Origin of the sequence: Pseudomonas kairouanensis (genome assembly GCF_004682055.1) — a bacterium.
In the GTDB taxonomy this organism is placed as follows: Bacteria; Pseudomonadota; Gammaproteobacteria; order Pseudomonadales; family Pseudomonadaceae; genus Aquipseudomonas; species Aquipseudomonas kairouanensis.
In genome coordinates this window covers 100354-123294 of the sequence record NZ_QUZU01000012.1, presented here as the reverse complement: position 1 = coordinate 123294, position 22941 = coordinate 100354, and the positions used below count along the sequence as shown (strand labels likewise).

At 58.9% G+C, this 22941-nt stretch carries 25 protein-coding genes; 20 read left to right on the top strand and 5 right to left on the bottom strand.

Translation table 11 applies throughout. From position 1 onward, the window contains the following. The first annotated feature begins 72 nt into the window (after positions 1-72). Both argJ and DYL59_RS12615 read left to right on the top strand, forming a co-directional pair. Positions 73-1290: a bifunctional glutamate N-acetyltransferase/amino-acid acetyltransferase ArgJ gene (argJ, locus tag DYL59_RS12620; protein ID WP_135289465.1), complete on the top strand. Its 1218-nt coding sequence runs from the start codon at positions 73-75 to the stop codon at positions 1288-1290. Positions 1291-1432: 142 nt separating this feature from the next. Beyond that, a complete protein-coding gene (locus tag DYL59_RS12615) occupies positions 1433-2377 on the top strand; it encodes a Nudix family hydrolase (protein ID WP_135289464.1) in 945 nt (314 codons plus the stop codon). 119 nt (positions 2378-2496) lie between these two features. Here the strand turns inward: DYL59_RS12615 and DYL59_RS12610 are convergent, their stop codons facing one another. The 3 genes from DYL59_RS12610 to DYL59_RS12600 are packed head-to-tail and all read right to left on the bottom strand — an operon-like array spanning position 2497 to position 6078. Further along, entirely contained in the window at positions 2497-3075 is a 579-nt protein-coding gene (locus DYL59_RS12610; protein WP_135289463.1) for a cob(I)yrinic acid a,c-diamide adenosyltransferase, read from the bottom strand. A gap of 2 nt (positions 3076-3077) precedes the next feature. Beyond that, positions 3078-5114, bottom strand: a complete 2037-nt coding sequence (locus tag DYL59_RS12605; protein WP_135289462.1) for a sensor histidine kinase — start codon at positions 5112-5114, stop codon at positions 3078-3080. Between the two features lie 46 nt (positions 5115-5160). Further along, complete coding sequence (locus DYL59_RS12600; protein WP_135289461.1) at positions 5161-6078, bottom strand: putative 2-dehydropantoate 2-reductase; 918 nt, start codon at positions 6076-6078, stop codon at positions 5161-5163. Between the two features lie 123 nt (positions 6079-6201). Between DYL59_RS12600 and DYL59_RS12595 the strand changes: the two genes are divergently transcribed. Together DYL59_RS12595 and DYL59_RS12590 are read left to right on the top strand one after the other, a co-directional pair. Further along, positions 6202-6687 carry a YajQ family cyclic di-GMP-binding protein gene (locus tag DYL59_RS12595; protein WP_003175814.1) on the top strand — a complete coding sequence of 162 codons (486 nt, stop codon included), beginning with the start codon at positions 6202-6204 and terminating at the stop codon, positions 6685-6687. Between the two features lie 125 nt (positions 6688-6812). Beyond that, positions 6813-7655: a mechanosensitive ion channel family protein gene (locus tag DYL59_RS12590; RefSeq protein WP_135289460.1), complete on the top strand. Its 843-nt coding sequence runs from the start codon at positions 6813-6815 to the stop codon at positions 7653-7655. Between the two features lie 181 nt (positions 7656-7836). Here DYL59_RS12590 and DYL59_RS12585 read toward each other — a convergent pair whose 3' ends face one another. Further along, positions 7837-9138 carry an OprD family porin gene (locus DYL59_RS12585; protein ID WP_135289459.1) on the bottom strand — a complete coding sequence of 434 codons (1302 nt, stop codon included), beginning with the start codon at positions 9136-9138 and terminating at the stop codon, positions 7837-7839. Positions 9139-10010: 872 nt separating this feature from the next. Between DYL59_RS12585 and DYL59_RS12580 the strand changes: the two genes are divergently transcribed. Continuing rightward, complete coding sequence (locus DYL59_RS12580; RefSeq protein ID WP_135289458.1) at positions 10011-10436, top strand: HIT domain-containing protein; 426 nt, start codon at positions 10011-10013, stop codon at positions 10434-10436. Positions 10437-10439: 3 nt separating this feature from the next. Next, on the top strand, positions 10440-10646 hold the full coding sequence (locus DYL59_RS12575; RefSeq protein ID WP_027605535.1) for a SlyX family protein: 207 nt from the start codon (positions 10440-10442) through the stop codon (positions 10644-10646). 71 nt (positions 10647-10717) lie between these two features. Here DYL59_RS12575 and DYL59_RS31880 read toward each other — a convergent pair whose 3' ends face one another. Further along, entirely contained in the window at positions 10718-11320 is a 603-nt protein-coding gene (locus tag DYL59_RS31880; protein WP_025854767.1) for a cold-shock protein, read from the bottom strand. Positions 11321-11698: 378 nt separating this feature from the next. On the opposite strand from DYL59_RS31880, the gene DYL59_RS12565 reads away from it, so the two are divergent. The 14 genes from DYL59_RS12565 (at position 11699) to pal (ending at position 22941) form a co-directional block, all read left to right on the top strand. After that, positions 11699-12172, top strand: a complete 474-nt coding sequence (locus DYL59_RS12565) for a Dps family protein (RefSeq protein ID WP_020302708.1) — start codon at positions 11699-11701, stop codon at positions 12170-12172. Between the two features lie 180 nt (positions 12173-12352). Beyond that, positions 12353-12682: a ribbon-helix-helix domain-containing protein gene (locus tag DYL59_RS12560; protein WP_135289457.1), complete on the top strand. Its 330-nt coding sequence runs from the start codon at positions 12353-12355 to the stop codon at positions 12680-12682. Between the two features lie 171 nt (positions 12683-12853). After that, positions 12854-13075 (top strand): FmdB family zinc ribbon protein, encoded by a 222-nt coding sequence (locus tag DYL59_RS12555; protein ID WP_010208103.1) that lies wholly within the window; start codon positions 12854-12856, stop codon positions 13073-13075. A gap of 107 nt (positions 13076-13182) precedes the next feature. After that, positions 13183-14958 carry an aspartate--tRNA ligase gene (gene aspS, locus DYL59_RS12550; RefSeq protein ID WP_021491234.1) on the top strand — a complete coding sequence of 592 codons (1776 nt, stop codon included), beginning with the start codon at positions 13183-13185 and terminating at the stop codon, positions 14956-14958. Positions 14959-15093: 135 nt separating this feature from the next. Then, the gene (locus DYL59_RS12545) at positions 15094-15840 is read left to right on the top strand and encodes a YebC/PmpR family DNA-binding transcriptional regulator (RefSeq protein WP_135289456.1); all 747 of its coding nucleotides are present in this window, start codon (positions 15094-15096) and stop codon (positions 15838-15840) included. Positions 15841-15981: 141 nt separating this feature from the next. Further along, positions 15982-16506: a crossover junction endodeoxyribonuclease RuvC gene (gene ruvC / locus DYL59_RS12540; protein ID WP_016975450.1), complete on the top strand. Its 525-nt coding sequence runs from the start codon at positions 15982-15984 to the stop codon at positions 16504-16506. A 68-nt stretch (positions 16507-16574) separates the two neighbouring features. Continuing rightward, a complete protein-coding gene (gene ruvA, locus DYL59_RS12535) occupies positions 16575-17186 on the top strand; it encodes a Holliday junction branch migration protein RuvA (protein ID WP_016973269.1) in 612 nt (203 codons plus the stop codon). Further along, positions 17187-18245 carry a Holliday junction branch migration DNA helicase RuvB gene (gene ruvB / locus DYL59_RS12530; protein ID WP_135289455.1) on the top strand — a complete coding sequence of 353 codons (1059 nt, stop codon included), beginning with the start codon at positions 17187-17189 and terminating at the stop codon, positions 18243-18245. It begins immediately after the preceding gene. A gap of 140 nt (positions 18246-18385) precedes the next feature. Continuing rightward, positions 18386-18841: a tol-pal system-associated acyl-CoA thioesterase gene (ybgC, locus tag DYL59_RS12525; protein ID WP_135289454.1), complete on the top strand. Its 456-nt coding sequence runs from the start codon at positions 18386-18388 to the stop codon at positions 18839-18841. A gap of 1 nt (position 18842) precedes the next feature. Continuing rightward, positions 18843-19538, top strand: a complete 696-nt coding sequence (gene tolQ, locus DYL59_RS12520; RefSeq protein ID WP_010208111.1) for a protein TolQ — start codon at positions 18843-18845, stop codon at positions 19536-19538. Between the two features lie 23 nt (positions 19539-19561). Beyond that, on the top strand, positions 19562-20014 hold the full coding sequence (gene tolR, locus DYL59_RS12515) for a protein TolR (protein ID WP_161634127.1): 453 nt from the start codon (positions 19562-19564) through the stop codon (positions 20012-20014). Then, positions 20014-21087, top strand: a complete 1074-nt coding sequence (gene tolA / locus DYL59_RS12510) for a cell envelope integrity protein TolA (RefSeq protein ID WP_135289453.1) — start codon at positions 20014-20016, stop codon at positions 21085-21087. The genes tolR and tolA overlap by 1 nt, the downstream gene beginning before the upstream one ends. Positions 21088-21104: 17 nt before the next feature. Then, on the top strand, positions 21105-22385 hold the full coding sequence (tolB, locus tag DYL59_RS12505) for a Tol-Pal system beta propeller repeat protein TolB (protein ID WP_193557548.1): 1281 nt from the start codon (positions 21105-21107) through the stop codon (positions 22383-22385). Between the two features lie 55 nt (positions 22386-22440). Next, positions 22441-22941 (top strand): peptidoglycan-associated lipoprotein Pal, encoded by a 501-nt coding sequence (gene pal, locus DYL59_RS12500; RefSeq protein ID WP_003209827.1) that lies wholly within the window; start codon positions 22441-22443, stop codon positions 22939-22941.

Here is a 22941-nt window from a genome sequence, read left to right as displayed (position 1 = left end):
CGGCGTTTTGCCATTAATTTCACCGTCGCTCACGACGGCACAGACATCACCTAATTTTTGAGGAGCGCATTCATGGCTGTTGGTCTTGGTCCTTTGCCCACTTTGCACCCGGTTGCCGGTTTTGAACTCGGTATCGCTTCGGCCGGCATCAAGCGCCCGGGGCGCAAGGATGTAGTGGTGATGCGCTGTGCTGAAGGCTCGACCGTTGCTGGTGTGTTCACCCTCAATGCGTTTTGCGCGGCCCCCGTGATCCTGGCCAAGCAACGTGTGGCCGGCACCATCCGTTACCTGCTGACCAACACCGGCAATGCCAACGCCGGCACCGGCGAACCTGGCCTGGTGGCAGCTGCGCGTACCTGCGCCAAGCTGGCCCAACTAGCGGGTGTGGATGCCAGCCAAGTGCTGCCGTACTCCACCGGTGTGATTGGCGAGCCACTGCCGGTCGAGAAGATCGAAGGCGCGCTGCAAGCCGCGCTGGATGACTTGTCTGTGGATAACTGGGCTGCGGCCGCCACCGGCATCATGACCACCGACACCCTGCCAAAAGGCGCGAGCCGCCAGTTCGTGCACGACGGCGTGACCGTCACCGTGACCGGCATCAGCAAGGGCGCGGGCATGATCCGCCCGAACATGGCCACCATGCTCGGCTACATCGCCACCGACGCCAAAGTCTCCCGCGACGTGTTGCACAGCCTGATCCTGGACGGCGCCAACAAGTCGTTCAATCGCATCACCATCGATGGCGACACTTCGACCAACGACTGCTGCATGCTGATCGCGACTGGCCAGGCCAACCTGCCGGAAATCACCGAGGCCAGCGGCCCGTTGTTCGCAGCCTTGAAGCAAGCGGTGTTCGAAGTGTGCATGGAAGTGGCCCAGGCCATCGTGCGTGACGGCGAAGGCGCGACCAAGTTCGTCACCGTTGAAGTCAACGGCGGCGGCAACCATCAGGAATGCCTGGACGTGGGCTACACCGTGGCCCACTCGCCGCTGATCAAGACTGCGCTGTTCGCCTCCGACCCGAACTGGGGCCGTATCCTCGCCGCTGTCGGTCGTGCCGGCGTGCCGGACCTGGACGTGAGCAAGATCGATGTGTTCCTTGGCGACGTGTGCATCGCCAGCCGTGGTGCCCGCGCCGAGAGCTACACCGAAGCCCAGGGCTCGGCGGTGATGCAGCAGGAAGAAATCACCATCCGCATCGAGCTGGGTCGCGGCGAGTGCAGCGAAACCATCTGGACCACAGACCTGTCCCACGAGTACGTGAAGATCAACGCGGAATACCGTACCTGATGTGACCGCACAAACCCTGTAGGAGCGCGCTTGGTCGCGAAGGTCGTCAACGATGACGCAGTGCTTTCAGGCAACCTGCGTCGCCTGCTCGTTTTTCGCGAGCAAGCCCGCTCCTACAGGGGACGACAAGAGGAAATAGGGCGTGAAACGAGTGCATGTAGCAGCAGCGGTGATCCGCGGTGTCGACGGCAGGATCTTGCTGGCACGCCGCGCCGATACCCAGCATCAGGGCGGTCTCTGGGAGTTTCCCGGTGGCAAGGTGGAGGCCGGTGAGTCGGTCGCCACTGCACTGTCCCGCGAATTGCAGGAGGAACTGGGGATCCAGGTCACCACGGCGCGGCCGTTGATCAAGGTGCAGCACGACTACCCGGACAAACAGGTGTTGCTGGACGTCTGGGAGGTTTCGGCCTTTACCGGCGAACCCCATGGCGTTGAAGGGCAGCCGCTGGAATGGGTAGCCCCTCGGGACCTGCTCAACTATGAATTCCCGGCCGCCAATGCACCCATCGTTGCCGCCGCGCGTTTGCCGGCCGAGTACCTGATCACGCCGGGCGAGCTGGAAACACCGACATTGTTGCGCGGCCTCCAGAAAGCCATCGCCGGTGGCATCAAGTTGATTCAGTTGCGTGCACCCAACGGTTACGACCCCAAGTACCGTGACCTGGCCGTGGACGCGGCGGGCCTGTGTGCTGGCAAGGCGCAGTTGATGCTCAAGGGACCGTTTGAATGGCTGGGGGATTTTCCTTCGGCCGGCTGGCACATGACCTCGGCACAATTGCGTAAATACGCGAGCAAAGGTCGACCGTTGCCCAAGGATCGTTGGTTGGCAGCTTCATGCCATAACGCCGAAGAGCTGGCGCTGGCAGAGTTGATGGACGTGGACTTTGTCACGCTGTCGCCGGTGCAGCCGACCCAGACTCACCCCGATGCGCAGCCCTTGGGCTGGGAGCAGGCGGCAGAGTTGATCCGTGGGTTCAGCAAACCGGTGTTTCTGCTGGGTGGGGTTGGGCCGGCTGAACGGGAGAAGGCTTGGGAGGTTGGGGCTCAGGGTGTGGCCGGCATTCGGGCATTCTGGCCAGAGGTTTGATGGTGTTATGACGGGCCTCATCGGGGGCAAGCCCCCTCCCACATTTTGAATGCGTTCACAAATCAAAGTGTGGGAGGGGGCTTGCCCCCGATAGGGCCCGATCAGGCACTACATAAACATCAGTGTGGCTTGGCAGCCGCTTGCCACAACACCTCAGCCACACCTTGGCGCCTGGCAATCACCCGCGCCGCCACAAACAGCAAATCCGACAACCGATTGATATACGCCAACCCCACACCTTCAAGCGGCTCAATCGCATTCAGTTGCTGACACCTGCGCTCCGCACTGCGCGCCAGGCTGCGGCAAACGTGGGCCTGGGCGATCAATGCCGAACCACCGGGCAGAATGAAATTCTCCAGCGGCCCCACTTCTTCATTCCAGCGATCAATCGCCGCTTCCAGGCGATCCACTTCGGCGGCATTCAGCGCCTTGTACACCGGCATTGCCAACTCACCGCCCAGATCAAACAAACGGTGCTGGCAGGGTGTAAGCACTTCAATCACATCTTTCAATTCAGGGTGCTTGCCGCTCTGTTCTTCCAGTGCGGCCAGCAGCAACCCGAGTTGGCTGTTCAGCGTATCGACTTCACCAATGGCCTCCACCCGCGGATGATCCTTGGGCACGCGACGGCCATCACCGAGGCCGGTTTCACCCTTGTCGCCAGTACGGGTGTAGATCTTCGACAGGCGAAAGCCCATGGTCATTGCTCCAGTTGGGTGAGTTCGTAAGGTGGCAGTTGGCTGCCGGCCAAGGGCAGGCGCAGGGTAAAGCATGTGCCTTGGCCTAAGGTGGAGTGCACTTCCATCTGGCCCTTGTGGTTGTTGGTGATGATGAAATACGACACCGACAGCCCAAGCCCGGTGCCCTGGCCGATTTCCTTGGTGGTGAAGAATGGCTCGAAGGTGCGCTTGCGCACGTTTTCGCTCATGCCGATGCCGTTGTCCTCAACCTGGATCTCTGCCCATGGCGGGTTGAGGCGAGTGCGCAGGACGATGCGCCCCGGCTCGCTGTCGTCGCCGCGCAGGTGAATCGCCTGGGCGGCGTTTTTCAGCAGGTTGAGCAGCACCTGTTCCAACTCATTGGCGGTACCTGGCACCGGGCCGAGTCGTGGGTCGAACTGGCGGGTGATCGCCTGGCCTTTGAAGTCGAAGCCAATGGCCAGGTCGAAGTCGTTTCCGGCGATCTCGACCGCCTGGTCGATCAAGGCGGGCAGGTCGCACGGGGCCATCTGCCGATTGCTGCGACGACTGAAACTGAGCATGTGGGTGACGATCTTTGCTGCCCGCGCGCCAGCCTGTTGGATGCCGTCGAGCAGTTGCGGGACTTCGCGGCTTTGCAGGTAGCGGTTGACCATGTCCAGCTCGATGCCCGCCTGTTCGGCGTGCTCCAGGTTTTTCGGCAATTCGGGGGACAGGCGGCGACGGATGTTCTGCACGTTATGCAAGATTGCGCCCAGCGGGTTGTTGATTTCATGGGCCATGCCAGCAGCGAGCCCGCCCACGGAGAGCATTTTCTCTGACTGCACCATCATTTCTTCAAGGGACAGGCGTTGGGTAATGTCGTCGATACGAATCACCACGCCGCGCCCGGCACCGCCCATCAGTGGGTAGAAGGTCAGGGCGTAATGCTTGGGTTCGTCGTCCTTGATCCAGGTGACCCGCTCGATGCGTTCCACCGTGTGTTGCTCGACGGTGGCACGGATTTGCGGCAGGTACGGCTTGAGCGGTTGGAACGCCAGGTAGATCGGCTGGTTAAGCGCTTCGTCCAGGCGCGTGCCGGAGAGCGCGCTGGCTTCCTGGTTCCATTGGGTGACGTAGAGCTGTTCATCCAGGGCGATCAGTGCCGAGGGCATGGAGTCGATGATGCTGTTCAGGTAGTTCTGGAACCCGGTGAGTTTTTTCTCGATCTTGCTGCGTACCTGAACCTCCAGTTCCAGCTTGCGGTTGGTGTGGCGGGTCTCTTCGGCCAGGCCCTGGGCCTGGTCGTAGGCGGCTTGGGAGTCGTCCCGCGCGCGCTTGAGTTGCTGCTCGCGGGCTTCGATGCGTGACAGCATGGTGTTGAAGGCTTCGGCCAGGCTGCCGATTTCATCGTGGTTGCCACGGCCGGCGCGCAGGGCGTAGTTCTCTTCGCGGGTGACCTGGCGCGACAGTTCTTCCAGTTCATGGATGGGGCGGGTGATCAGGCGTTTGATCTGGCGGGCGATGATCAGCCATAGCAGCACGCTGAAAATCAGGATGCCCAGGCTGGCGGTCAACGTGCCGGTATAGAACGCTACTGGCAGTTCGCTGCTGGCTACCAGCAGCAGATGCCCGGATGGTTGGCCAGCGCGGGGCAGGGTGATGATCTGGTTGCTGCGAAACTCGGTGACGCGCCAGGCTTCGATATGTTTATAGGTATCGGGCAGGTGCAGGCGGTCGCCGTGTTGCATCTGCGCCAGACGGTTGCCATCGCCGTCGTACAGGGCGGCGGCGCGTAAGGGGGAATAGCTGGTCAGCTCATTGAGCAAGGCGTCGGCCTTGGCCGGCGACTCAAGGGCCTCGGCGGCGAGAGCCGGGTTGGACACCAGGCGACCGATGGCCTGCAGGGCCTGGGGGGCCATGCTTTCCTGGGAGATCCAGTAGGCGGCACTGATAAAGGTGAGGTTGGCCACCAGCAAGACGGTGGTCAACAGTACCAGCAGGGCGGCCAGCAGTTTCTGCCCTACCGGTAGATTTTCAAGACGCTGGCGCAACGGCATCAGGGCTTTCCCAGGTGATAGACAGGCGGGCAGGGTAGCGCGTGGCTCAGTCGTGGGGCAATCCGCGTGCAAGCAGTTGCTCGACCAAGCGGACTTGCAGTTGTTGCAAATGCGGCAGGTTCAGTTGGTGACGGGTGGCCGCCTGGCAAGCATAGCCCAATAGGTAGCTGATTTCGGTGCGCCGGGCGTTGGCCACATCCTGGTACATGGAGGAGTAATTGGCGGCGGTGGCGTGGATGACCCGTTCCACTTCGTGCTGCAGGTCTGCGGCGGCGGCGGGTTGGCCGCAGTATTCCAGCAGCTGCGCGAGCTCGGCGCACAGGGTGGCCACTTCGCATTGGTGGGCTTGCAGTTCGCCATTGCGGCATTGGTAAAGCACGGTCAGCGGGTTGATCGCGCAATTGAGTGCCAGCTTGCGCCACAGGCGGGTCAGTATGTCGGTGCTCCATTCGTGGGGGATACCGGCGGCCTGCAGGTCGTCCAGCCACAGCGCAGGGGTCGGGTGGCTCGCGTCCCCCAGCCAGGTATAGCCATGGCCGGCGAACACTACGCGCCAATCACCGTCGCGAAAGGCGCCTTCGGTGCTGGAGGCAAAGATGCAGCGGGCTTGCGGCAGTTGCGCAGCTACCGCGTCCTGGCTGCCAAGGCCGTTCTGCAACAAAATCAGCTCGACGTCCGGTGCCAGCCGGTGTTGCAACTGTGCGATCGCGCTTTGAGCGTCGTAGGCTTTGCACGCCACCAGCAGTCGGCGAATGGGTTGCGGGCTATCAGGCGTTTCGCCGATTACCGGGTAGGTATGCGCCACACCCTGTTCCACCAAGGTCAGGCCCGGTGCTGCCTGATAGCTGGCCAGGCGAACCTTGTCGCGCAGGATCAAACGCACGGGCACGCCGGCCCGGGCCAGGCGCGCCGCCCAGAGTGTGCCCAGGCTGCCTGCGCCAAGAATGTGCCAGGTGGTCGACATCTGTTTGTGCTCCTTAGGGTCGCGCGCAGTGAACGCGGCGAAAGAACCGCTATAATGCCCCGGCATTTTAGCTCGGGCGCGCTCCATCTCTACTGAGCCCGCCCCTTATATTGGAGAAATGACATGCCTTCGTTCGACGTGGTATCCGAACTGGACAAACACGAAGTCACCAACGCCGTCGAGAACGCCGTCAAGGAACTGGACCGTCGCTATGACTTGAAAGGCAAGGGCAGCTTCGAATTCAAGGAAAAGGAACTGACCGTCAACCTGACCGCTGAAGCCGATTTCCAGCTGGAAGCGATGATCGAGATCCTCAAGTTGTCGCTGGTCAAGCGCAAGATTGACGCGCAGTGCCTTGAAATCAAGGACGCCTACGCCTCCGGCAAACTGATGAAGCAGGAAGCCGTGCTCAAGGAAGGTATCGACAAGGAGCTGGCGAAGAAAATCGTCGCTCACATCAAGGATGCCAAGCTCAAAGTCCAGGCCGCCATCCAGGGTGAACAGGTTCGCGTCACCGGCAAGAAGCGTGATGATCTGCAAGAGGCCATCGCGGCCCTGCGCGCCAAGACCTTCGACATGCCGCTGCAGTTCAATAACTTCCGCGACTGATGGCCATTTGGGGAACCTGGGGTTTTTTTTGGCGTCCCACGCCCCAGAACCTGCGCCCTCCATTGAGCCCTTCGGGGCTCAATTGCGTTAATGGGTGTTCAATTGCGTTACACAGGAGAAAGTAGATGGATATGAACGCTGAAATGGATCACTTGATCAAGACGTCACAGTCCTGGATTCCGATGATCATGGAGTACGGCAGCCGTTTTTTGCTGGCCGTCCTCACGCTGGTCATCGGCTGGTGGCTGATCAACGTCTTGACTGGTCGAGTGGGGCGTTTGCTGGCTCTGCGCAACGCGGATACGGCGCTGCAACACTTCATCACCAAGCTGGCTAACATCGCGCTGAAAATCATGCTTGTGGTCAACGTGGCCTCGATGATTGGCGTGGCGACCACTTCATTCGTGGCTGCCATTGGTGCTGCTACCCTGGCCATTGGTATGGCTCTGCAAGGCAGCCTGGCGAACTTTGCGGGTGGCGTCCTTATCTTGTTGTTCCGCCCGTTCCGCATTGGTGACTGGATCGAAGCCCAGGGCACTTCCGGCACCGTCGACAGCATCCAGATCTTCCACACCGTGCTGCGCACCGGTGACAACAAGACCGTCATCATTCCCAATGGCAGTCTTTCGAACGGCATCATCACCAACACCAACCGTCAGCCAACCCGCAAAGTCGTGTTTGATGTAGGTGTGGACTATGAAGCGGACCTGCAGAAAGCCCGTGAGGTGTTGTTGGCGCTGGCCAAAGACCCGCGCGTGTTGACGGATCCGGCTGCCGTGGCAGTGGTTTCAACCTTGGGGGACAGTTCTATTACTGTTTCCCTGCGCTGCTGGACCAAGACCTCGGATTATTGGGATGTGGTGTTCATGTTGAACGAACTTGCACGCGACCGTTTGAAAGAGGCGGGTATTGATATTCCGTTTCCACAGCGGGTTATCCGTGTCATGCAGGAAACAGCGGAAAAATAATTGCTTGAGACTTGGCTGACAGGTCAGCTAATGGAAGCTGTTTGCAATCTCGTTAGTTAGCTTGCTAGTTATTTTTTGACAGAAATAATACTGCAATAAAAAAGCCGCCCCTTTGTTTACAAGGGGGCGGCTTTTTATTTAAGGCCGAAACCTTAAGTCATCGTTGTAACCAAATGCTCGATTACAGGATGTTCAGCGGGTATTGCGCGATCAGACGCAGTTCGTCCAAGGACGGAGAGTTGTAGTAGACCGCATCGCTGGAACGGTAAGTGGCTTGACGCAGACGCAGGCTCAGATCCTTCGCAGGACCGGACTGGATCACGTACTTGGCTTCGATGTCGCGTTCCCACTCTTTACCGTTCGAGGTCAGGGCGGTATTTGCGCCGCTACCGTGTACGTAGCGAGTCATGAAGCTCAGGCCTGGGATACCGAAGGTAGCCATGTTGATGTCATAGCGAGCCTGGAACGACTTCTCGCCTTCGGCGAAGAAGTCGGAACGCGCCACGGAGTTGGCGAGGAATACTGTACCGCCGCCGTCTACGCCGTAGCCGTACTGGCCGTCACCGGAGACCTTCTGGGCTGCCAGAGTGAAGGTGTGTGCACCAATGGTGTAAGCACCCTGCAAGCTGAATGCGCGGTTATCGAGCTTGGTGGTGTCGTCTTTGGCGGCACGTACAAGGCCTGCGCCTTCACTTTTGGTGTCGTAGATGTTGAAGTCGAACGCCAGGGATTGGTCATCGCTCAACGCGTGGGTCCAGTTGACGTTGGCGTAGTATTTGCGCCAGTAATCTTCGGTCTTCGCATAGTACAGACTGGTGGTGAACTCAGGAGTCCACGCGTAGACACCGCCGACGAAGTCGGTTTTCTTCAGGCCAAGGCTGTCGTGGTCGGTCTGGTCTTGTGCGACGCTGGAGGTAAAGTGACCGCCTTCGAGCTTGAGGCCTTTGATTTCGGTACTGGTGATCGAAATACCTTGTGGCAGCTCCGGTAGCAGGCGGCTGTCGTCAGAGGCATATACAGGTGCGGTGGTGTATTGGTCGCCGATCTTCAATACCGTATTGGAGATACGGAATTTGATGGCTGCACCGCCTTTGGAGTAATCATCCTGGGAGCGACCGTCGGAGCCTTGAGGGAACAGGCCTGTGCCCGTACGGCCTTTGCCGCTGTCCAGCTTGAGGCCCAACAAACCGATTGCATCGACACCCACACCGATGGTGCCTTGGGTGAAGCCCGATTCGTACAAGGCGTTGAAGCCCAGGCCGGTTTCTTCGGAGCGACTTTGACGTTTGCCGTTGATGATGGTGTAACCGTCACCACCTGGCTCATTGCGATAGTCGCGGCTGAAGTACAGAGCGCGAGTATTGATGCCGAAAGTACTGTCTTCAACAAAGCCTTTGGAATCGTCCTGGGCGGACGCCATTGCGAACTGCGAGGTGCCTGCTGAAACAGCCAGGGCGATCATGCTCCACTTCATCACGCGCATCGTGATTTGCTCCTTTGGTTTTAGGAAGAGTACTGCCGTCCCACCTGTATTTTTGTCTGGGCGGCTCTTTCTTTTTGTGTCGGCGCAAAGTTATATCACGCTGACAATATTGGCGATACTTGACCAACTTTCCTTTCAGCTTCTTTACGAGCCAGTCGTAAATTGCTATGTCCGTGTCGCAATTTCACAGCCTCACTGTAACGAGGCTGACAACTTCAATACTGTTTTAAATCATTAAAAGAACGCCGCCGGCGTCACTTTCAAAGTTTCAAGTCTTCCATGGTGCGTATTGAACCGCTGTTGTTTTTCATCGCGAAACACCTGCTTCCTTGTGGGTGCCGTTGCCGACGATGTGGGGATGAATGCAACAAGCGCGCCCAAACCGGTAACCGAATGTCATTTTTTTGTGAAAAACGTCATGAGTTTGTAAAAACCGCATAAGCACGGGGTTTTTACGCCGATTGGTTTGGCCTTGACGCCTCTTTGCCGTGCCTGTTTGGTGGTCCATAAATACAGCCCGTGGGAAAAACGTTACCCGTTCACCCCGGTCAGTGGGTAATCGGCGGATCTCTTTGAGGCGCAAGTGGGTCATTTTGGTGCAGTCCCTTCGAGCGCCTTGGGGTTCGGTAATGGCGTAATGCCTTATTTGCTGAGGCCTCTGCATCGCGGCTCGCGTGCCTGTTTTTCATTAAGGGTCGGGTGAATGACAGGGGGATTGGTCAATGAGCCTAGTTCAAAAAAACGCTTGTCTCTAAATGGTGCGCTTTTTTTCGTCTTGCCTTGCCCAGGCGCGCGGCGACTGGCGTGAAGCCTCGGCGATTCGCAGGTATGCTGGTGGCCTTGAACCTGACCTGCCGAACGGAGTGCCTGCGGTGTTCGCTTTAGACCAACGCCTTCAACACGACACGCTGGTGCTGGGGGATTTCCCCCTGAGTCGCCTGCTGTTGTCCAATGACTCGAACTACCCCTGGTTCATCCTGGTACCGCGCATCAACGGTATCAGCGAAGTCTTTCAGCTGGATGTCGCCGACCAGCAGCGGCTGTGGCAAGAGACTACGGCCTTGGCGCAATTGCTCAATGAAGGGCTGGCGGCCGACAAGATGAACATCGGTGCCTTGGGCAACGTGGTCAGCCAACTCCATGTGCATGTGATTGTGCGCAAACGTGACGACGCCGCCTGGCCGGCACCTGTGTGGGGCAAGCATCCGGCCAAACCTTATAGCGACGAGCAAGTGAGCGCCCTGCGCGAACGCCTGCGGGAATTGCTGCCCCCCGACTTTATCTTCACCCAGGGCTGAATCATGGATTTGCAAGACCGCGTCACCGACCTGGAAAGCCGTCTGGCCTTCCAGGACGACACCATTGAGACCCTAAATGACATCCTGGTTGCCCAGCAACGGGCCGTCGAGCGCCTGCAGTTGCAGATGACTGCGCTGCTCAAGCGCCAGGAAGAGATGGGCGGCCAGTTCGAAACGTCGGAAGAAGAAGCACCGCCGCCGCACTATTGACCCATGTGCGTGCAATAAAAAAACCGCGATCCAGTCAACGCCGGATCGCGGTTTTTTTTGCGAGGCTGGGATCAGCGACGCGGCAGTGCAGCAATCACGTCTTCGGCCTGCAGGCCTTTGTCGCGATTCATCACGGAGAACTCCACGCGCTGGCCTTCCACCAGGACACGATGGCCTTCGCCGCGAATGGCCCGGAAGTGGACGAAGATATCGTCGCCCGAATCACGGGAAATAAAGCCGAAGCCTTTTGAGGTGTTGAACCACTTGACGGTACCGGTATCCCGATTGGTCATGTCGTAGGTTTGCGACGAGGCCGCAGGGGACGAACGGTAGAAGCTGATGGCCAGGTGAAGAACGATGGCCACTACAGCGATCACCAGGCTGAGCAGGATGGCCGGGTGGCCGCCGACTTCAGGCATGGGTGCCAGGAGGGTGAGGGTTTGTACGACAACAGTCAGCACCAGCAGCGCACTGACCAGGTTTTGCAGTTGATGACGTGTGCCTTTGTTCCAGTAAGGAATGACCGGTGCCAGCGTCAGGTTAAGAAGGCCGAACAAGGCCAGGTACAGAGCGTCGTGTTGTTCCAGGTAGGGAGGGCTTCCCTGTTGCAAGCTCGGTATAAAGGACAGCAGCAAAGCTGCAACGCCCGTTAGCAGGTGGACGATTTTCAACATTTTGATTAACTCACGTTTAGACGGATCACAAGGAAGAGCTGACGGGCACGGTTCGCTTCTGAACAATTGAAGGCGTTGGGCACGTGCACGGGTATCAGCCTATGGCGCTGGCGCGAAAAGTAACGGCAGTGACACGCCGCCTATTTAACAGCAAAGGCTGTGCCTACTCAAATCAAGCATTTACGGGGCTTGCAAGGGGGAGGGCATTTCTATGGCAAACGCTTGTCCTAGACAGGTGCGGGTGCTTTTATTGGTTTTTTGGGGAAAATTCCTACATTACCCACCGCCAGGTCTGTATCCAGCGGCGCGTAACCGGCTCTCTTGCTAGAGTGGTTCTGCACCTGATCAATGAATGCACGTCAATTGAAGGGGAAAAACATGGCAATCGATATTGGTATCAGTGAAGAAGACCGTAAATCCATCGTCGATGGCCTGTCACGGCTGCTGTCCGATACCTATGTGTTGTACCTCAAGACCCACAACTTCCATTGGAACGTCACAGGCCCCATGTTTCGTACGCTGCACTTGATGTTTGAAGAGCAGTACAACGAACTGGCGCTGGCAGTTGACTCCATTGCCGAGCGTATCCGTGCCCTGGGCTTCCCGGCACCGGGTGCCTATTCGATCTACGCGCGTCTTTCGTCCATCAAGGAAGAGGAGGGCGTGCCCAGCGCCGAGGAAATGATCAAGCAACTGGTCGCGGGCCAAGAGGCGGTCACGCGTACCGCGCGGGGTATTTTCCCGTTGCTCGACAAGGTCAGTGACGAGCCCACGGCCGATTTGCTGACCCAGCGCATGCAGATTCACGAGAAAACCGCGTGGATGCTGCGTTCCCTGCTCGAAAACCAATAACCCTCAGCCCGCAGCGGCGCCGTCCTGGCGCCGCTCGCTTGTTTCCGCGCATTTGCTGGCGTTGTCCTACGCCGATCAACGCCCCGTCTTCTGGCTGCGCCTGCTTGCCTGCGGTTTTATAGCGCTATCGTCCAATGGGAGGCCCCATGGACTGCTGTTTGGCAATGGAGTGTCAGGTGTATGTCTCGCGCAGTGGGTAGTGGAGTGATGGAAACCGGTGGTTTTCATAAGTTGAAAGTCGATCCTTTTGTCAAAGGGTTCGATATGGGGTTGGCCAGGCCATTGTCCCGATCGGTCAGGCTCAATGGGTTTTCCACATGTCTGCGGCTGGAGCAGATTTATTGGAATATCCTCACGGAAATCGCCCGGCTCAACGCCTGTTCCGTCAGTGCGTTGCTCTCCTATGTGGATCGGGAAGTGCACCTGCGCTATGGCGGTGTGAAGAACTTCAGCGGGTTGGTGCGGGTGGTCTGTGTTGTTCACCTGCTCAAAGGTCGGGTCGAACCCTGACCCCTCAGGCGGTCCCGGCGCCGGCCCACCGTCCAGGAGGGTAAGGCGCCGGGCAGAAAGCCGGCTGCGCTGCCTCGATTTACCAGATATAATCCCGCGCTTTGCTGCGCATGCCGGGGTTGCCCCGGAACAGGCGTGGCGCAGTAACGTTCTGATCGCCGAGACATCGCCATGCCCATGTACGACTATCAATGTGCTTCCTGTGGTCATCAGTTGGAAGCCATTCAGAAGATCAGCGCAGCGCCGCTGGTCGATTGCCCGGCCTGCCAGGCGCCGGAACTCAAGAAGATGTTGTCCATGCCGGGCTTCCGCCTGAGCGGCAGCGGCTGGTACGAGACCGACTTCAAGACCGGCTCGAAGAAGAATCTGGCGGGCGGCGACAAAGCAGACTGAGTTGAACTCTACGCGCAGGCTCCTGCATTATCCGTCCCCTGCTTTAATGTACGGTGACGAGGCGGGCCTCCACCGAATTTCGAATTACGAGAAGTGAAACCACTACCATGATGCGCAGCCACTATTGCGGCCAACTGAACGAGACCCTGGAAGGTCAGGAAATCACCCTTTGCGGATGGGTTCACCGTCGCCGCGACCACGGCGGGGTGATCTTCCTCGATATCCGTGATCGTGATGGTCTGGCCCAGGTGGTGTTCGACCCGGACCGCGCCGAAAGCTTCGCCGCCGCCGACCGCGTGCGCAGCGAATACGTCGTGAAGATCACCGGCAAGGTGCGCCTGCGTCCGGCCGGTGCCGTGAACAAGAACATGGCCTCCGGCGGCATTGAAGTGCTGGGCTACGAGCTGGAAGTACTGAACGAGTCGGAAACCCCGCCGTTCCCGCTCAACGAATACTCCGACGTAGGTGAAGAAACCCGCCTGCGCTACCGCTTCCTGGACCTGCGTCGACCGGAAATGGCTGAGAAGCTGCGCCTGCGTTCGCGCATGACCACCAGCATCCGCCGCTTCCTCGACGAAAACGGCTTCCTGGACGTAGAAACGCCAATCCTGACCCGGGCTACCCCGGAAGGCGCGCGTGACTACCTGGTGCCGAGCCGTACCCACGCCGGTTCGTTCTTCGCCTTGCCGCAATCGCCGCAGTTGTTCAAGCAACTGCTGATGGTGGCCGGCTTCGACCGTTACTACCAGATCGCCAAGTGCTTCCGTGACGAAGACCTGCGCGCTGACCGCCAGCCTGAATTCACCCAGATCGACATCGAGACCAGCTTCCTCGATGAAAAAGAGATCATGGGCCTGACCGAGCAGATGATCCGCAACCTGTTCAAGGAAGTGCTGGATCTGGAATTCGGCGATTTCCCGCACATGACCTTCGAAGAAGCCATGCGCCGCTACGGTTCCGACAAGCCAGACCTGCGTAACCCGCTGGAACTGGTAGACGTTGCCGACCAGCTCAAGGAAGTCGATTTCAAGGTGTTCAGCGGCCCGGCCAACGACCCTAAATGCCGCATCGCTGCCCTGCGCGTACCGGGTGGCGCGAGCATGCCGCGCAAGCAGATCGACGACTACACCAAGTTCGTCGGCATCTACGGTGCCAAGGGCCTGGCGTACATCAAGGTCAACGAACGCGCCAACGGTGTGGATGGCCTGCAATCGCCAATCGTTAAAAACATCCCGCTGGACAACCTGAACGCGATCCTCGATCGCGTGGGTGCAGTTGATGGTGACATCGTGTTCTTCGGCGCCGACAAGGCCAAGATCGTCAGCGAAGCCCTCGGTGCGCTGCGGATCAAGCTGGGTCACGACCTGAACCTGCTGACCTGTGAATGGGCTCCGATGTGGGTCGTTGACTTCCCGATGTTCGAAGAGAACGACGACGGTAGCTTCAGCGCCCTGCACCACCCGTTTACCGCGCCGAAGTGCTCGCCAGCCGAGCTGGAAGCCAACCCGGCAGGCGCGTTGTCCCGTGCCTACGACATGGTGCTCAACGGTACTGAGTTGGGTGGTGGTTCGATCCGTATCCACCGCAAAGAGATGCAGCAAGCGGTGTTCCGCCTGTTGGGCATCAACGAAGCGGAACAGGAAGAGAAGTTCGGCTTCCTGCTCGACGCCCTGAAGTACGGTGCACCGCCCCACGGTGGCCTGGCCTTTGGCCTGGACCGCCTGGTGATGCTGATGACCGGCGCCCAGTCGATCCGTGAAGTGATTGCCTTCCCGAAAACCCAGAGTGCTGCGGACGTCATGACCCAGGCTCCAGGTGTGGTGGATGCCAAGGCACTGCGCGAGCTGCACATCCGCCTGCGCGAGACGCCGAAGGCTGAGTAAGGCTGCTGCGTGAAAGCGCACTGAGGTTTACGCAGTCTAAAAAGGCGCATCTTCGGATGCGCCTTTGCGTTAAAGGACTACATCCCGCCTGGGGCGGGGTTGATCAAGGTTTCTACAGAATTTCGGAGTTGTGTTATGGCTGGCCATTCCAAGTGGGCGAACATCAAGCACCGCAAAGAGCGTCAGGATGCCAAGAAAGGCAAGATCTTCACCAAGTGGATTCGCGAGCTGACCGTTGCGGCCCGTCAGGGTGGTGGTGACCCCGGCTCCAACCCGCGCCTGCGCCTGGCGCTGGACAAGGCCTTGGGCGCCAACATGAGCCGCGACATCATCGACCGCGCCGTGGCCCGTGGTGCCGGCGCTGCCGATACCGACGACATGGTCGAGCTGACCTACGAAGGCTACGGCCCGGGCGGCGTGGCGGTGATGGTCGAATGCATGACCGACAACCGCAACCGCACCGCAGCGGCCGTGCGCCATGCGTTCAGCAAGTGCGGTGGCAACCTGGGTACTGATGGTTCGGTGGCCTATCTGTTCGAACGCAAGGGGCAGATCACCTTCGCGCCGGGTACCGATGAAGATGCGTTGATGGAGGCCGCGATGGAGGCGGACGCCGACGATGTGGTGACCAATGAAGACGGTTCCATCGATGTATTTACCTCGTTTGCCAGCTTCTACGCTGTGCGTAATGCCCTGGAAGCCGCTGGTTTCAAAGGTACCGACGCCGAAATCGTGATGCTGCCGACCACCAGTGCCGAATTGGACCTGGACGGTGCGCAGAAGGTGTTGAAGCTGCTGGACATGCTCGAAGACCTGGATGATGTGCAGAACGTGTATTCCAATGCTGACATCCCCGAATCCGTTGCCGAACAGCTAACTTAAGCGCGATGAAAATCCAGTGTGGGAGGGGGCTTGCTCCCGATTGCAGTGTGTCAGCCTCACATGAATTGACTGACCCACCGCTATCGGGAGCGAGCCCCCTCCCACATTGGATCTATGTGAATCCATAAAACCGCAGGCGTTATGACTTTAATCCTAGGTATCGACCCCGGTTCGCGCATCACCGGTTTTGGCGTGGTGCAACAGACCCCGCGGGGCTGTGTGTACGTCGCCTCGGGCTGCATCCGCACCGGCGCGGGCGAGTTGGCCGAGCGCCTGCAGATCGTCTATCGCGGCGTGCGTGAAGTGATCCAGACCTACGGGCCTGTGACCATGGGCATCGAAAAGGTGTTTATGGCCAAGAACGCGGACTCGGCGCTGAAGCTTGGCCAGGCCCGTGGCGCTGCCATCGTGGCGGGCGCCGAAGAGGGCATGGAAATCGCCGAATACACCGCGACCCAGGTTAAACAGGCCGTGGTCGGCACCGGTGCCGCCAACAAAGAGCAGGTGCAGATGATGGTCATGCACATGCTCAAGCTCACCTCAAAGCCGCAAATCGACGCCTCCGACGCCCTGGCCATCGCCATTTGCCATGCCCACACGCGGTCCAGCCTGTTGCCCCACGGCCTGGGCACGGCACGCAGTCGTGGCGGGCGGCTGCGTCTCTGATAGCATCAGCGCAATCGTTATTCCCGGTCAGGCCTTGAACTGACCCTCAAGCTTTAAGGATTTGAACCGTGATTGGACGCTTGCGCGGCACCCTGGCTGAGAAACAGCCGCCGCACCTGATTCTGGATGTAAACGGGTTGGGGTATGAGCTGGAAGTGCCCATGACCACCCTGTATCGCCTGCCGTCGGTCGGCGAACCGCTGACCCTGCATACCCATCTGGTGGTACGCGAAGACGCACAGTTACTCTATGGTTTCATTGGCAAGCGCGACCGCGATTTCTTCCGCGAGCTGATTCGCCTCAACGGCGTAGGACCCAAGTTGGCGCTGGCGCTGATGTCGAGCCTGGAAGTGGATGAGCTGGTGCGCGCCGTTTCGGCCCAGGACACCTCAGCGTTGACCAAGGTGCCGGGTGTTGGCAAGAAGACCGCCGAGCGCCTGCTGGTAGAACTCAAGGACCGCTTCAAGGCCTGGGAGGTCGTACCAAGCATGTTTGCCCTGGTGCCGAACCAGCCGGACATGCCGGCGGCTCAAGTCGCCAGCGCCGAAAGCGATGCCGTGAGTGCGCTGATTTCCCTGGGCTACAAGCCTCAGGAGGCCAGCAAGGCCGTGTCGGCCATCAAGGACAAGAACCTGAGCAGTGAAGACATGATCCGCCGAGCCCTGAAGGGAATGATTTAAGTGATTGAAGCTGATCGTCTGATCGCGGCCACCGGCCCGCGCGACCGTGAAGAAGTCCAGGACCGCGCCATTCGCCCGCTGAGCCTGGCCGAATACATCGGCCAGCCCACCGTGCGCGAGCAGATGGAACTGTTCATCCAGGCCGCGCGCGGGCGCAGTGAGTCCCTGGACCACACCTTGATCTTCGGCCCGCCGGGGCTGGGCAAGACCACCCTGGCCAACATCATTGCCCAGGAAATGGGCGTGTCGATCAAGTCCACCTCCGGTCCGGTGCTGGAGCGGCCGGGGGATCTTGCAGCGCTGCTGACCAACCTTGAACCCCACGACGTGCTGTTTATCGACGAGATCCATCGGCTCTCGCCGATCGTCGAGGAAGTACTGTACCCAGCCATGGAAGACTTTCAGCTCGACATCATGATCGGCGAAGGCCCGGCGGCGCGCTCCATCAAGCTCGACCTGCCGCCCTTCACCCTGGTGGGCGCCACCACGCGCGCAGGCATGCTGACCAACCCGCTGCGAGACCGTTTCGGCATTGTTCAACGTCTAGAGTTCTATAGCACTGCAGACTTGGCGACCATCGTCGGCCGTTCGGCCAGCATTCTCGGCCTGCCTCTGGACCCGGAAGGCGCGTTTGAAATCGCCCGCCGCGCCCGTGGCACGCCGCGAATCGCCAATCGCCTGCTGCGCCGTGTGCGCGACTTTGCCGAAGTGCGGGCAAAAGGGCATATCACCAAGGCCGTCGCCGACCTGGCGTTGAACCTGTTGGACGTGGATGAACACGGCTTCGATCATCAGGATCGACGTCTACTCTTGACCATGATTGAAAAGTTCGACGGTGGCCCGGTGGGCGTCGACAGCCTGGCCGCAGCCATCAGCGAGGAGCGCCATACCATTGAAGATGTGCTGGAGCCGTACCTGATCCAGCAGGGTTACATCATGCGCACCCCAAGGGGGAGAGTGGTGACGCGCCATGCCTATCTGCACTTTGGGTTAAACATTCCGTCACGATTGGGCGAGATGCCCGTGGTAGACGAATTCCTCGATGCAGTGGACGATTAAAAGCTTAACGTCTGCTGATTTATTCGAGGTTTGTGCTGTCCTAGTGGCTGGCGTCGTCATTCAGTTACTGGATGTGTTTTTCGAGAATGAAAAAACAGTTGCCCAGCCGGATTGGCAACCTGAGGAGTAAGCACTAGAGTATGCGCGCGCAAAACGGGGATCAGTCGTTCGCACATCGCTGTCGCGTTTATTACGAGGACACCGATGCTGGCGGCATCGTGTATTACGTCAATTACCTCAAGTTCATGGAGCGGGCTCGAACCGAGCGGCTACGGGAGCTGGGCTTTGCCCAGTCCGAGTTGGCACGGGAGGACCTGTTGTTCGTCGTGCATTCCAGCGAGGCGCGCTACCACGCGCCGGCGCGGTTGGATGACGAGTTGTTGGTAAGCGCTGAAGTAATCGAATTGAACCGTGTCAGCCTGCGCTTCAAACAGCAGGTCAGGCGGGCAACGGATGCAACGCTGCTCTGTGAGGGGCAGTTCCTGGTGGCCTGTGTGCGCACCAATAGTTTGAAACCCCGGGCCATTCCCGAAGCTCTACGTGCGGCCTTTGCCGGCGTAAGCGGCGCGGGTAAACAATCAAAGCAGGAGATTTAGCGTGGAACCTACCGTCGTCGACCATTCCTCCATGTGGAGCCTGGTCAGCAATGCCAGTGTTGTGGTTCAACTGGTCATGCTGACCCTGGTAGCCGCATCGGTTACCTCTTGGGTCATGATTTTTCAGCGCAGCAACCTGCTGCGTGCCGGTCGACGTGCCCTGGAGAGCTTTGAAGAGCGCTTCTGGTCGGGTATCGACCTGTCCAAGCTGTACCGCCAGGCGGGCAGCAACCCGGACCCGGATTCGGGCGTCGAGCAGATCTTCCGTGCTGGCTTCAAGGAGTTCTCCCGTCTGCGCCAGCAGCCAGGTGTTGATCCGGAAGCAGTGATGGAAGGCGTGGCCCGTGCCATGCGTGTTGCCATCTCCCGCGAAGAAGAGAAGCTGGAGCAGAGCCTGCCGTTCCTCGCCACCGTAGGCTCCGTGAGCCCGTACATCGGCCTGTTCGGTACCGTATGGGGCATCATGAACTCCTTCCGTGGCCTGGCCCAGGCCCAGCAAGCCACCCTGGCCACCGTGGCCCCGGGTATCGCCGAAGCCCTGATCGCCACCGCGATCGGCCTGTTCGCCGCTATCCCGGCAGTCATCGCCTACAACCGTTTTGCCGCTCGTGGCGAAAACCTGATTGGCCGTTACTACACCTTCGCCGATGAATTCCAGGCGATCCTGCACCGTAAAGTGCACACCAGCGAAGAATAAGCAGGTACTCCCCGATGGCTTTAATCACTCGAGCTCGAACCAAGCGCAAGCCGGTCGCCGAGATGAACGTAGTGCCTTACATCGACGTGATGCTGGTGCTGCTGGTTATCTTCATGGTGACCGCGCCAATGCTCAACCAGGGTGTGAAGGTTGATCTGCCCAAGGTTTCCAGCGAAGCCTTGCCCCAGGACAACAACACCCAGGTGTTGACCATTTCGATCAAGTCCGACAAGACCTATTACTGGAACCTTGGCAGCGAAGTCGACACTCAGAAGCAACAGGACAAGGCCCTGACCCTGCCGGCGATGACCGATGCGGTGACCAAGATCATTCGCTCGGGCAACGAAGGCGGCAAGCACACCCAGGTCTTCATCCGCGGTGACAAGGCGGTCGACTACGGCTCCGTCATGGGTGCCATGGGCGGGCTGCAGAAGGCCGGCGTCGGTAACGTTGGCTTGATTACCGAGGCGCCCTGATGCAGCAACAGCGAGAGCCGTCCGCCTCGGAAAGCTACTTCTGGCCTAGCGTCTGGGCAATTGCCCTGCACGTACTGGTGTTTGGCATGCTGTTCGTCAGCTTTGCCATGACCCCGGAGTTGCCGCCAGCCAAGCCGATCGTGCAGGCGACCCTGTATCAGCTGAAATCGAAAAGTCAGGCCACCACCCAGACCAATCAGAAGATTGCGGGTGAGGCCCAGAAGTCGGCTGCGCGCCAGACTGAAGTCGAACAGATGGAACAGAAGAAGGTCGAGCAGGAAGCGGTGAAGGCTGCTGCGGAACAAAAGAAAGAAGAGGCGGCTCAAAAGGCCGAGGAATCGAAAAAGGCTGACGAAGCCAAGAAGGCTGACGAGGCGAAAAAGGCTGATGAAGCCAAGAAAGCCGAGAAAGCTGCCGAAGCGAAAAAAGCCGAAGAGAAACAATTGGCTGATATAGCCAAGAAGAAATCTGAAGAAGAAGCCAAGAAGGCTGCCGAAGAAGAGGCCAAGAAACAGGCCGCTGAAGACGCCAAGAAAAAGATTGTCGAAGACGCGAAGAAGAAAGCCGCCGAAGACGCCAAGAAAAAAGCTGAAGCAGACGAGGCGAAGAAGAAAATCGCCGACGACGCGAAGAAGAAAGCTGCCGCCGACGCCACCAAGAAAAAGGCCCAGGAAGCAGCACGCAAATCCGCCGAAGAGAAAAAGGCCCAGGCCTTGGCAGATTTGCTCTCCGACACGCCGCAGCGTCAGCAAGCCTTGGCCGATGAACGTGGTGATGAAGTCGCGGGCAGTTTCGACGACCTGATCCGGGCACGGGCAGCAGAAGGCTGGACACGTCCACCTTCGGCACGCAAAGGCATGACCGTCGTACTGCAGATCGGCATGTTGCCGGACGGCACCGTGACTTCCGTCACCGTGGCCAAAGGCAGTGGCGATGGATCGTTTGACAGTTCAGCGGTTGCCGCGGTCAAGAACATTGGCCGGTTGACCGAGATGCAGGGAATGAAACCAAGCGACTTCGCTCCCTATCGTTCATTCAAGATGACATTCACACCTGAGGATCTAGCCTTGTGAGAAACCTTCTTCGAGGAATGCTTGTCGTTATTTGCTGTATGGCAGGGATAGCGGCGGCAGATGAAAAGAACATTCTGGTCACCAGCGGTAGTGATCGGGCCACCCCGATCGCGGTAGTACCGTTCGGCTGGCAGGGCGGTAGCGTGTTGCCGGACGACATGGCCCAGATCGTCAGCGACGACCTGCGCAACTCCGGTTACTACGCGCCGATTCCGAAAGGCAACATGATCAGCCAGCCGAACCAGGCCAGCGAAGTCGTGTTCCGTGACTGGAAAGCCGTAGGCGCGCAGTACCTGATGGTCGGCAATATCGTGCCAGCCGGCGGCCGCCTGCAGATCCAGTACACCTTGTTCAACGTGGCCACCGAGCAGCAGGTTCTGACCGGCAGCGTATCGGGCACGGCTGAACAAATTCGCGACATGGCCCACTACATCTCGGACCAGTCGTTTGAAAAGCTCACCGGTATCAAGGGTGCGTTCTCGACACGCCTGCTGTACGTAACGGCTGAGCGTTTCTCGGTAGACAACACGCGTTATACCTTGCAGCGTTCGGACTACGACGGTGCGCGTGCAGTGACCTTGCTGCAATCGCGTGAGCCAATCCTGTCGCCACGTTTTGCGCCGGACGGCAAGCGTATTGCCTACGTGTCGTTCGAGCAGAAGCGTCCGCGTATCTTTGTCCAGCACATCGATACCGGTCGTCGTGAGCAGATCACCAACTTCGAAGGCCTCAACGGTGCGCCAGCCTGGTCGCCGGATGGTTCGCGCCTGGCATTTGTGCTGTCCAAGGACGGCAACCCGGATATCTACGTGATGAACATGGCTTCCCGTGCAATCACTCGGGTAACCAGTGGTCCAGGTATCAACACCGAACCGTTCTGGGGCAAGGATGGTTCGACCATCTTCTTTACCTCCGACCGCGGCGGCAAACCACAAATCTACAAGGCGAGTGTTGGTGGTGGGGGTGCGGAACGCGTCACCTTTATCGGCAACTACAACGCCAACCCTAAACTTTCGGCTGATGAAAAGACGTTGGTGATGATTCACCGTCAGGATGGTTTCACTAATTTCCGGGTTGCGGCCCAGGATTTGCAGCGTGGAACGGTAAAAATCCTTACAGATACCAACCTTGATGAGTCAGCCACTGTTGCGCCCAACGGCACCATGGTAATCTACGCCACCCGCCAGCAGGGCCGGGGAGTCTTGATGCTCGTATCCATTAATGGACGCGTAAGGCTCCCACTTCCTACCGCTCAAGGCGAAGTCAGAGAACCATCCTGGTCCCCTTACCTGAACTGACGCGGCGCTACAAAAAGAAGTACTTAACACACTGGGGTTCATTAGGAGTTTCACGATGGAAATGCTGAAGTTTGGTAAGTTTGCTGCTCTGGCTCTGGCTCTGTCCGTAGCCGTTGGTTGCTCGTCTAAAGGCGGCGACAATGCCGGTGAAGGCGCAGCTGTTGATCCAAACGCTGGTTACGGCGCTAACACTGGTGCAGTTGACGGCTCCCTGAGCGAAGAAGCTGCTCTGCGCGCTATCACCACTTTCTACTTCGAATACGACAGTTCGGACCTGAAACCAGAAGCCATGCGCGCTCTGGACGTTCACGCGAAGGACCTGAAAGCTAACGGCGCTCGCGTTGTTCTGGAAGGTAACACCGACGAACGTGGTACTCGTGAGTACAACATGGCACTGGGCGAGCGTCGTGCGAAAGCCGTTCAGCGCTACCTGGTACTGCAAGGTGTTGCTCCAGGCCAACTGGAACTGGTTTCCTACGGTAAAGAGCGTCCAGTTGCTACTGGCCACGACGAGCAGTCCTGGGCTCAAAACCGTCGCGTCGAACTGCGTAAGTAA

Bases quoted from the DNA above. Each gene is read 5' to 3' on its own strand.
- argJ (WP_135289465.1), top strand. From the start codon at position 73: ATGGCTGTTGGTCTTGGTCCTTTGCCCACTTTGCACCCGGTTGCCGGT.
- DYL59_RS12610 (WP_135289463.1), bottom strand. From the start codon at position 3,075: ATGGGCTTTCGCCTGTCGAAGATCTACACCCGTACTGGCGACAAGGGT.
- DYL59_RS12605 (WP_135289462.1), bottom strand. From the start codon at position 5,114: ATGCCGTTGCGCCAGCGTCTTGAAAATCTACCGGTAGGGCAGAAACTG.
- DYL59_RS12600 (WP_135289461.1), bottom strand. From the start codon at position 6,078: ATGTCGACCACCTGGCACATTCTTGGCGCAGGCAGCCTGGGCACACTC.
- DYL59_RS12595 (WP_003175814.1), top strand. From the start codon at position 6,202: ATGCCTTCGTTCGACGTGGTATCCGAACTGGACAAACACGAAGTCACC.
- DYL59_RS12590 (WP_135289460.1), top strand. From the start codon at position 6,813: ATGGATATGAACGCTGAAATGGATCACTTGATCAAGACGTCACAGTCC.
- DYL59_RS12585 (WP_135289459.1), bottom strand. From the start codon at position 9,138: ATGCGCGTGATGAAGTGGAGCATGATCGCCCTGGCTGTTTCAGCAGGC.
- DYL59_RS12575 (WP_027605535.1), top strand. From the start codon at position 10,440: ATGGATTTGCAAGACCGCGTCACCGACCTGGAAAGCCGTCTGGCCTTC.
- DYL59_RS31880 (WP_025854767.1), bottom strand. From the start codon at position 11,320: ATGTTGAAAATCGTCCACCTGCTAACGGGCGTTGCAGCTTTGCTGCTG.
- DYL59_RS12565 (WP_020302708.1), top strand. From the start codon at position 11,699: ATGGCAATCGATATTGGTATCAGTGAAGAAGACCGTAAATCCATCGTC.
- DYL59_RS12560 (WP_135289457.1), top strand. From the start codon at position 12,353: ATGTCTCGCGCAGTGGGTAGTGGAGTGATGGAAACCGGTGGTTTTCAT.
- DYL59_RS12555 (WP_010208103.1), top strand. From the start codon at position 12,854: ATGCCCATGTACGACTATCAATGTGCTTCCTGTGGTCATCAGTTGGAA.
- aspS (WP_021491234.1), top strand. From the start codon at position 13,183: ATGATGCGCAGCCACTATTGCGGCCAACTGAACGAGACCCTGGAAGGT.
- DYL59_RS12545 (WP_135289456.1), top strand. From the start codon at position 15,094: ATGGCTGGCCATTCCAAGTGGGCGAACATCAAGCACCGCAAAGAGCGT.
- ruvC (WP_016975450.1), top strand. From the start codon at position 15,982: ATGACTTTAATCCTAGGTATCGACCCCGGTTCGCGCATCACCGGTTTT.
- ybgC (WP_135289454.1), top strand. From the start codon at position 18,386: ATGCGCGCGCAAAACGGGGATCAGTCGTTCGCACATCGCTGTCGCGTT.
- tolA (WP_135289453.1), top strand. From the start codon at position 20,014: ATGCAGCAACAGCGAGAGCCGTCCGCCTCGGAAAGCTACTTCTGGCCT.
- tolB (WP_193557548.1), top strand. From the start codon at position 21,105: ATGCTTGTCGTTATTTGCTGTATGGCAGGGATAGCGGCGGCAGATGAA.
- pal (WP_003209827.1), top strand. From the start codon at position 22,441: ATGGAAATGCTGAAGTTTGGTAAGTTTGCTGCTCTGGCTCTGGCTCTG.